Source organism: Streptomyces sp. NPDC048352 (assembly GCF_040651895.1).
In the GTDB taxonomy this organism is placed as follows: Bacteria; Actinomycetota; Actinomycetes; order Streptomycetales; family Streptomycetaceae; genus Streptomyces.
Map to the genome: position 1 here is coordinate 34,200 of NZ_JBEZKZ010000064.1, position 8,369 is coordinate 42,568.

At 77.7% G+C, this 8,369-nt stretch carries 6 protein-coding genes; 3 read left to right on the forward strand and 3 right to left on the reverse strand.

Translation table 11 applies throughout. The annotated features are described in order from the left end of the window. Window positions 1-82 precede the first annotated feature (82 nt). A complete protein-coding gene (locus AB0D45_RS26635) occupies window positions 83-3,073 on the reverse strand; it encodes a BTAD domain-containing putative transcriptional regulator (RefSeq protein WP_362463499.1) in 2,991 nt (996 codons plus the stop codon). A gap of 331 nt (window positions 3,074-3,404) precedes the next feature. Here AB0D45_RS26635 and AB0D45_RS26640 point away from each other — a divergent pair, with 331 nt between their 5' ends. Next, window positions 3,405-3,833, forward strand: coding sequence for a hypothetical protein (locus AB0D45_RS26640; protein WP_362463501.1), 429 nt, complete (start codon window positions 3,405-3,407; stop codon window positions 3,831-3,833). A gap of 146 nt (window positions 3,834-3,979) precedes the next feature. Here the strand turns inward: AB0D45_RS26640 and AB0D45_RS26645 are convergent, their stop codons facing one another. Together AB0D45_RS26645 and AB0D45_RS26650 are read right to left on the reverse strand one after the other, a co-directional pair. Beyond that, on the reverse strand, window positions 3,980-4,633 hold the full coding sequence (locus tag AB0D45_RS26645; protein WP_362463503.1) for a methyltransferase domain-containing protein: 654 nt from the start codon (window positions 4,631-4,633) through the stop codon (window positions 3,980-3,982). A 108-nt stretch (window positions 4,634-4,741) separates the two neighbouring features. Continuing rightward, window positions 4,742-6,217, reverse strand: a complete 1,476-nt coding sequence (locus AB0D45_RS26650) for an IucA/IucC family siderophore biosynthesis protein (protein WP_362463506.1) — start codon at window positions 6,215-6,217, stop codon at window positions 4,742-4,744. Between the two features lie 231 nt (window positions 6,218-6,448). Between AB0D45_RS26650 and AB0D45_RS26655 the strand changes: the two genes are divergently transcribed. Both AB0D45_RS26655 and AB0D45_RS26660 read left to right on the forward strand, forming a co-directional pair. Next, entirely contained in the window at window positions 6,449-7,990 is a 1,542-nt protein-coding gene (locus tag AB0D45_RS26655) for an IucA/IucC family protein (RefSeq protein ID WP_362463509.1), read from the forward strand. A gap of 133 nt (window positions 7,991-8,123) precedes the next feature. Next, window positions 8,124-8,369: GntR family transcriptional regulator (locus AB0D45_RS26660; RefSeq protein ID WP_362463512.1), on the forward strand; the 246-nt coding region annotated here is incomplete at its 3' end.

Genomic DNA, 8,369 nt, shown 5'->3' on the forward strand with positions numbered 1-8,369 from the left:
GGCGGGCCCGCCGGGCGCCGGTTGCCGCCCGAACGGCCCACGGCCGCGCCGGCCCCCGCCCCGGGCGGGACCGGCCACGGGCTCAACGTTTCGCCAGGGCCGCCAGCGCGGCGCGGGCGGCGCTCTCCCCCTCCTGGTACGCGTGGGCCCGCGCCTCCCGTACGGCGTCGTCGAGCTGGCGCGCGGCTTCGCCCCTGCGGCCCGTCGCGGCGAGCGCCTCGCCGTACAGGGTGCGCAGCACCACCCGCCGGGGCGCCGCGGCGGGCGGGGCGGCGAGCGCCAGGCCGCGGACCGCGTGGCCGGCGGCCGCCTCGGGGGCACCCACCGACAGCAGGTGCTGCGTCAGGTGCTGGTGGGCCAGGGTGACGGTGTCGGCGCGGCCCGCCCGCTCGGCCAGGTCCAGGGCGGAGGCCAACAGCTCCCCGGTCCGTGCGCGTTCACCCGCCCGGGCGAGCGCGACGGCGAGGTTGATGCGGGCGATCGCCTCCCCGGCCGCGTCCCCCGCCTCGGCCGCGAGCCCCGGCGCCCGCTCCAGGTGTGCCAGCGCCTCCCCGGGCCGGCCCTCCTCGGACAGCACCCAGCCCAGCAGCGCCCGGGTCCGGGACTGGGCGCCGGGGTCGCCGTCGGCTTTCGCGCTGGCCAGGGCCCGTTCGAGCAGCGGCACCCAGCCGTCGCGGACCTGCCACACGATCAGCGGCCACTGGAGCAGGACCAGCCGCCAGGCGCGGTCGTGCAGCCCGGCGGTGACGGCCGACTCCACCGCGCCGCGCAGCGCGTCCCGTTCGGCGGCGAACCAGGACAGGGCGTCCGCGCGGCCGGCGAACGGCCGTACCGGGGCGGCCCGCCGGGCCCCGGCGGGCAGGGCGCAGCAGGGTTCGCTGCCCGGCTCGGCGGCGGCGCAGGCCGCGAGGAGGGTACGCAGCCAGTGGTCGAGGAGCCGCAGCAGCCCCTCCGGGTCGTGGCCCGGGGACAGGCTCCGGGCGTACAGGCGCACCAGGTCGTGCAGGACGTAGGACCGCGGGCCCGCCTCGACGACCAGCTGGGCGGCGGCCAGCTGGTCCAGGGCGGAGGCGGCCTGGCTGGGCAGGCAGCCGGCGAGCGCGGCGGCGGTGGGGACGTCGAGCGCGGCCGCGGTGTGCGGCCCGAGGCGGTGGAACATCCGCCGGGCGGCCTCGGGCAGGTGCTGCACCGTGAGGCCGAGCGCGGCGGCGACGCCGGTGCTGCCCACGTTCAGCAGGTCCAGCCGCGTGTGCTCGTCGGCGAGTTCACCGGCGAAGGCGGCGAGGCCCCGGTGCGGGCGGGTGGCGAGCCGGGCGGCGGCCAGCCGCAGGGCGAGGGGCAGGCCGTCGCACAGCCGGGCGAGGCGTACCGCGGCCTCCGGTTCGGCCGCGACCGCGTCCGGACCCAGGACGGCGGCGAGCAGCTCGGTCGACTGCGCGGCGGGCAGCTCGCGCACCGGTACGGGACGGGCGGCGTCGGAGACCACCAGTTCGCCGAGCCGGCTGCGGCTGGTGACGAGGGTGACGCAGGCGTCGCCGCCGGGCAGCAGGGGGCGTACCTGCGCGGAGTCACGGGCGTTGTCGAGCACGACCAGCATCCGGCGTCCGCGGGTCAGTTCGCGGTAGCGGGCGCCGAGGGCCGGGGCGGAGCCGGGCATCCGCTCGGTCGGGACGCCGAGCGCGAGCAGGAACTCGCGGAGCACGGAGGCGGTGTCCCGGGCGGGGAGGGGGCTGTAGCCGTGGAGGTCGGCGAAGAGCCGGCCGCCGGGGAAGTCCGCCCGGTGCCGGTGGGCCCAGTGCAGGGCGAGCGCGGTCTTCCCGACGCCGGCGCTCCCCGTGAGCATGAGGATCGGGGCGGTGTCCCCGGCCGCGGCCCGGTCGAGCTCCGCGAGTTCGCCGGTGCGGCCCGTGAAGCCGCGCGGCCGGCGGGGCAGGAGCTGCGGCGCCTCGGGAGGCCCGGGGCGGAACGGCGCGGGCGGCACCGACCCCGCGGACTCCGACCCCGCGGACTCCGTCCCCCCGGGCCCCGTCTCCACCGGCTCCGTCTCCCCGGGTCCCGTCTCCACCGGCTCCGTCTCCACCGGCTCCATCTCCCCGGGCCCCGTCTCCGCGGACTCCATCCCCGCGTCCCCCGTCTCCCCGGGTCCCGTCTCCCCGGGCGCCGGGGCCGTCCGACCGGCCCGCGGGGGCGACTGCTCGCGCGCCGGGACCGGCTCCGCGGCTTCCGGGTTCGGCCGCCCGGGTTCCGTGCCGGCCTCCCGGGCGGCCGAACCCGCCGCCGCGGACACCCCCACGGCCGTGGCGGCGGTCGTCGGGAGGGGCGGCGCGGGTGCGTCGGCCCGCAGCAGAGCGGTGTACGCGTCCGAGAGCACCGCTCCGGGGTCGACGCCGAGCTGGTCGGCGAGCAGCCTGCGCGTGCGGTGGTACCAGTCCAGCGCGTCCGACCGCAGGCCCGACCGGCCCAGGGCCAGCACCAGCGCCGCGATCAGCGGTTCCCGCAGCGGGTGCAGCACCGCCTCCGCCCGCAGCAGGGCCACGGCCGCGGCGTGCTCGCCGAGCAGCGCGTGGGCCCCCGCCAGCTCCTCCACCGCCGTCAGCCGCAGCTCGTCCAGGCCGTGCGCGGCGGCCTCCAGCAGCGGACCGCCCACGGTCCCGCCCAGCGCCGGCCCCTCCCACAGGGCGAGCGCCTCCCGCAGCAGCCGTACGGCCCGGGCCGGTTCACGCTGTTCCCGGGCGAGCCGGTGCAGCTGCCCGAAGCGGTGGGCGTCCACCAGGGACTCCGGCAGCCGCAGCGCGTACGCCGTCCCCTGCGTGAGGAGTTCGACGCCGTGGTCCGGCGCGCCGTGCTCGGCGAACAGGGCCCGCAGCCGCGAGACATGGCCCTGCAGCACGGTGCGCGAGTGCCGCGGCGGATCCTCGTCCCACAGCGCCCGGGTCAGCCGGTCCACGCCGACGGCCGCGTTGGGCCGCAGCAGGAGCACGGCCAGCAGGCTGCGCCGCTTGGCGGGGCCGAGCTGCACGGGCTTTCCGCACGCCGCCACCAAGGAGACCGTCCCCAGCACGCGGAACTCCATCCGTGCCCCCTCTTCCTCTGCTCGCCCCCGTCCGAGCATATGTCTGCGTATTTCCGTTCATGAGGCCGGTCCCGGCCAATCGGCGGGGGCCCGCGCCCACCGCACCGCGCGAGCCGCGCACCGGGCGGGGGATGCCGCGAACGCCGCCCTCCCGGGCGGTGCGTGAAGATCCGTTAGCCGCACGTTAGGGCCTCGTTTGCGGTCGCTGGAAAGCTCATCCCCGCCGGGCGGTCCGCACGGCGGCACCCGCCTTCCCGTCCCCCAGGGGAAGCGGGGCCCCGGCGGCACGCCCGGCATCCGCAGACGACGAGTGGGAAACGGGAGTCACCTCATGGCTTTATCCATCGTCCGTGCCTCGGCCCTGGCGGCCTCCACCCTCGCCCTCGTGGGCGTGGCGCTGACCGGGGCGGCCGCGGCCGCGCCGGCGCAGGGCCAGGCCCCGGCGGCCGCGGCCGGCTACTGCCACGTCTCCGGGCTCGGCGGCGACTACATCTGTGAGTACGGGGAGGCCTGGCTGACCTACCCCAACGGGCAGCGGCAGGTGTTCATCGTCGGCACCGACTTCGCGGTGTGGACCCGCTACAGCTTCGCGGGCGGCGGCTGGTCCGAGTGGGTGTCGATGGGCGGCTCCGTCCGCAGCGGCGTCCGCGTCGAGGGCGGCAACAGCTGGACCCCCACGATCTCCGTCGTCGGCATGGACGGCGAACGCTGGTACCGCCACCGCCTGAGCAGCGGCAGCTGGACCGGCTGGCAGAGCTGACCGGCCCCTCCCCACGAGCACCGGGCGGGCGCGGCGGCTTGCACCTCCGACGCGTCCACCCGGCCCCCCACCGCGCGGCGCGCGGCCATCGCTCCGGCTCGCGCGCCGCGTGCGGCCACACCCCCGGGCCCCGGCGTCCCTTCCGCTCAGGCGGCCGGCTCCTTGCGCACCAGCAGGAACCCCTGCGGCCCCTTCTCCTCCGCGTCGGGCGCCCGTACCGTCCGGGCCACTTCCACCAGCCCCGCCCCGGCCAGCAGCGAGGCGACCAGCTCCGGCGGGGTCTCGTACACGTCGAGGTCGACGTGGTGCCCGTAGGCGTGCTCCAGCCGCCGCCGTCCGTCCCCGGCCTTGAACGCGACGAGCGCGTGGCCCCCGGGCGCCAGGACCCGGGCGAACTCCGCGAAGACGGCGGGCAGCTCCCCCGGCGGCGTGTGCACGGTGGAGTACCAGGCCAGGACCCCGCCCAGGACCCCGTCGGCCATGTCCAGCCCCGCCATCCTGCCCACCTCGAACCGCAGCCCCGGATAGCTGCGCCGGGCCACCGCCACCATCGCGGGGGAGAGGTCGACGCCGAAGGCCCGTACGCCCAGCCCGTCCAGGTACGCCGTCACCCGGCCCGTGCCGCAGCCCAGGTCGGCGACCGCCCCGCCGGCCCCGCCGCGCACGTACTCCGCGAAGGCGTTCAGCACCGCCCGGTCCAGGGGCCGGCTCTCCAGTTCGCCGCTCAGCAGCCGGGCGTAGTCGACCGCGACGGCGTCGTAGGACGCCCGGACGGCACTGAGGCGCGAGGTCTCTGTCATGCCCCTGAACAGTAGCCCGCCCGGCTGCCCGCCTCACCCCCGCCCGGCGTCCTCCCAGCCCCCGCCCGGCGTCGTCGCCCCCCCCCGCGTCGCCGCGTCCGGCCTCCGTCAGTCCCCGGCCAGGGGCGAGGGCAGCTCCGCCCACTGGTCGCCCGGCACCCCCGGGCTCAGCCGCATCAGCGTGAGCGCCTTCACCGGCAGCGGCCCGCTCCGCAGCGCCCGCGCGTCGGCGGTGGGCGCCGCGCCGTCCAGCCCGGCCGCGAGAGCCGCCCCGAAGGCCTCGGCGGAGCCCGCCGTCGAGGCGAGGGCGCCCGCCGCCAGGGAGCCGAACAGCTTGCGGCGCAGCACCGTTTCGTCATCCGTGACCAGCCGGCCCGCCAGCTGAGGGACCGGCAGGCCGTGCCGGGCCAGGCGGGCCGGGCTGATGCGGATGTCGGCCAGGTCGCGGTAGACCAGCCGCAGCGGGCTCCCGTCGGGCGCCAACACCACCAGCAGGTTCTGTCCGTGGGCCTCCAGCGCCACCCCGAGGTCCAGCACCCGAAGGCACACCGACAGCGCCAGCCGGGCGAAGGCGGCCTGCCAGGCGGCCGACCGGGCGAGGTCCGTACCCGCCAGCGCCGCCACCGGGACGACCCGCTCGCCGGGCCGCGCGTACGCCTCCGGGGGCTCGCGGAGCACCGCCGCGAGGTCCGCGCTGTACGCGGTCGCCGCCCCCAGCGTCCGGGTGACGTGCAGCCGGCCGTCGAGCCGCTCGGCCAGTGCGTGCGCGAAGGCGGAGACCTCGGCCGCCGTCTCGACCGAGTAGGCGGAGATGTCACGGACGGAGGAGGTCAGCCGGGTGCTCAGCGCCGTCTTCACGTGCGGGCCCCCCGCCGCCGGGGCGAGCGTGCGCAGCGCCATCAGCGGGTGCGCGGCGATCCCGGGCAGCACCTCCTCGCCCTTCAGGACGTGCTCCGCCTGCCAGGGGTGCACCGGCACCAGCACCCGGTCCCCGTCGCGCAGGTGCTCGGGCCACTCCCCGACGACCAGGCAGTCCTGCGCCCGTACGGGGACCAGCCCGAGCCCCACCAGCGGCCGGTGCTCCGGCGCGTACGCCAGCTGCTCGGCCACCGTGAAACCGGGCCGGGAACGGCAGTTGGGGTGGTACGGATGGCCGTCCACCACCCGCTGCTCCCACTCCCACCCGGCCCGCGGCTCGGGCGCCCGCCCGCGCGGCTGCCCGGCCCGGGACAGGGCCAGGGAAGCGGTGCTGTCGTCGAGTTCGGCGGCGAAGGCGGCGCCGTGCGGCACCCGCAGCGCCTCGACCAGCCGGGCCGCCTGCCGGTAGGGGCGCCCGTCGAGCCGCACCTCGCCGACGCGGGAACCCGTCGCGTACGGGTCGGCGCGCGGCCCCTCCAGCCGGCCGCCCCCGGCCAGCCGCAGCGTGAGCGCGTCCGGCCCGTGCTCCCGGCCCGCCACCCACGGCAGCGGTTCGAAGGCCAGCGCCCGCCACAGCCGGGTCAGCACGGCGGAGCGCGCACCGCCCAGCGAGGCCTCGTACGCGGCCCCGAGCCCGGGCCGCAGGCCGGCCAGCGCGCCCGCCACGGCCTCTTCGGCGGCGGTGGCGGGGACCGGCGCGACGGCGGGGGAGGGCCGGGCGCCGGAGGAGTGTCCGGCGGCGGGCGGGGAAGGTTGCCTGCTGCGGTCCAGGGGTCCGTTCCTTTCGGATCGATCTGCTCGGATCGCCTACCCGATGATCACGTCATCATCGCGGATACTGAAGATCACCGCCGGTCGTCCCACCCGCGAACCGCCGGCGCACCGGAGACGCACCGAATGGAACCAGTGGACATCGACACCGCCGCCGACGCCTACAGCGCAGCCCCGCTGCTGAACTGCCTCCTGCGGGAGGTGGGCGAAGCCGAGGGCGGGCAGGTGCACCGGCTGCGCGGCAGCGGCCGGCTGCTGCGGGTCGGCGGCGGCCGCCGCCCGTCCGGCCCGGAGCTGCACACCGCGGACGGCTGGCGTCCGCTCAGCCACGCGGAACTGGTCAAGCTCACCTCCGACGAACTGCACCGGTACACCGGCGTCTCCAACGACGAGCTGCCGGGCGAGATCGGCGACAGCCGCCAGGCCGTCGCCGCGCTGCTGGCCGCCCGGGCGGACGCCGAGGAGCCCGAGGACCCGTACGTCCGTTCGGAGCAGGCCCTGGTGATGGGCCACCCGCACCACCCGGCCCCCAAGGCCCGGGGCGGCGCCCCCGCCACGAGCTGGCTGCCGTACGCGCCCGAGGCACACGCCCGCTTCCCGCTCGTGATGCTGGGGCTGCGCGAGGACCAGGTGGCCGAGGAGGGCGGCCCGGCCGCCGCCGGGGCGGTCGACGCGCTGGCCGGGATCCTCGACGGCCCGCGCCCGCCCGCCGGGTACCGGGCGCTGCCCGCGCACCCGTGGCAGCTGGAGCTGGTCGCCGGGCGCCCGGAGGTGCGGGAGGCCTTCGCCGACGGGCGCCTGCTGCGGCTCGGCCCGACCCGGCTGCCGGTGTGGCCCACCGCCTCCGTGCGGACCGTGTACGCCACCGGTCCGGACCTCGACCTGTTCGCCAAGTTCAGCCTCGACGTGCGGATCACGAACGACGTGCGCCGGCTGTGGCGCCACGACCTGCTCGCGCTGCGCCGCACCGACTCCGCCGTCGGGGCCGGCTTCGACGGCATGCGCCGCCGCACCGGTTCGAACGCGGTGTGGCTGAGCGACCGCGGGTACCGCACCGCCGCCTTCGCCTTCGAGGAGCTCGCCGTCCTCGTCCGCGACGGCCTGCGCACGGGCGTGGCGGCGGGGGCGACGCCGCTGCTGGCCGCCGCGCTCGCCGAGGGCTTCACCGGCAGCCCGCTCGAGGCCGCGCCCGACCCGGCCGCATGGTGGCGGGCGTACCTGCGCCATGTCGTGCCCCCGGTCCTGGACCTGTTCGCCCGGCACGGGATCGTGCTGGAGGCCCACCTGCAGAACTGCCTGGTCGCGGTGGACGACCGGGGCGTGCCCGTGCAGGCGCTCTTCCGCGACGCGGAGGGAGTGAAGCTCCCCGGCGACCTGCCGCGTGAGGCTGCCTGGCAGCGGCTCGTGTACTGCCTGGTCGTCAACCACCTGGCCGAGGTGGGGGCGGCCGTGGCCGAACGGCACCCCGGGGCGGCGGGCCGGGTGTGGCCGGCGGTGCGCGAGGAGCTGCTGCGCTACGACGCCGAGCACGGGGGCCTGCCGGAGGTTGCGGAGCTGCTCGCGGCCCCCTCCCTTCCGGCCAAGACGAACCTGCTGCTGCGCTGGACGCGCGCGGACGGCGCCGACGCGCGCTACCTGCCGCTGCCCAACCCGCTGCGGGGGGAGTGAGCGGAGTCCGCCCGGGCGTGGGATCCGGCCAAGGTGGTCGGGGCGGCGGCAACGTCCTGCCGAAAGGTATAGACCAATGCTAGGTTGGTCGGGCAGACCGCGCAGTCCTTGACCACCCGTCAGAGGAGAAGCCATGCCCTCCCCTTCGCGGGGCGGCGGCCCGGCCGCCATGCCCAAGTACCAGCGGATCGCCGCACAGCTGCGGGACGAACTCGACCGCGCCGCCCCGACACCCGGCGGCAGGCTGCCCTCCGAGCGGGCCCTGGCCGCCCGCTACGGCGTCATAGACGCCGCCGCCCTGCTCGAAGCTGGTCACTCCGTTCATGGAGTGGCCCAGGAAGTCGCCGTCGAGGACCGTCATGCCCCGGCTGACGGTGGT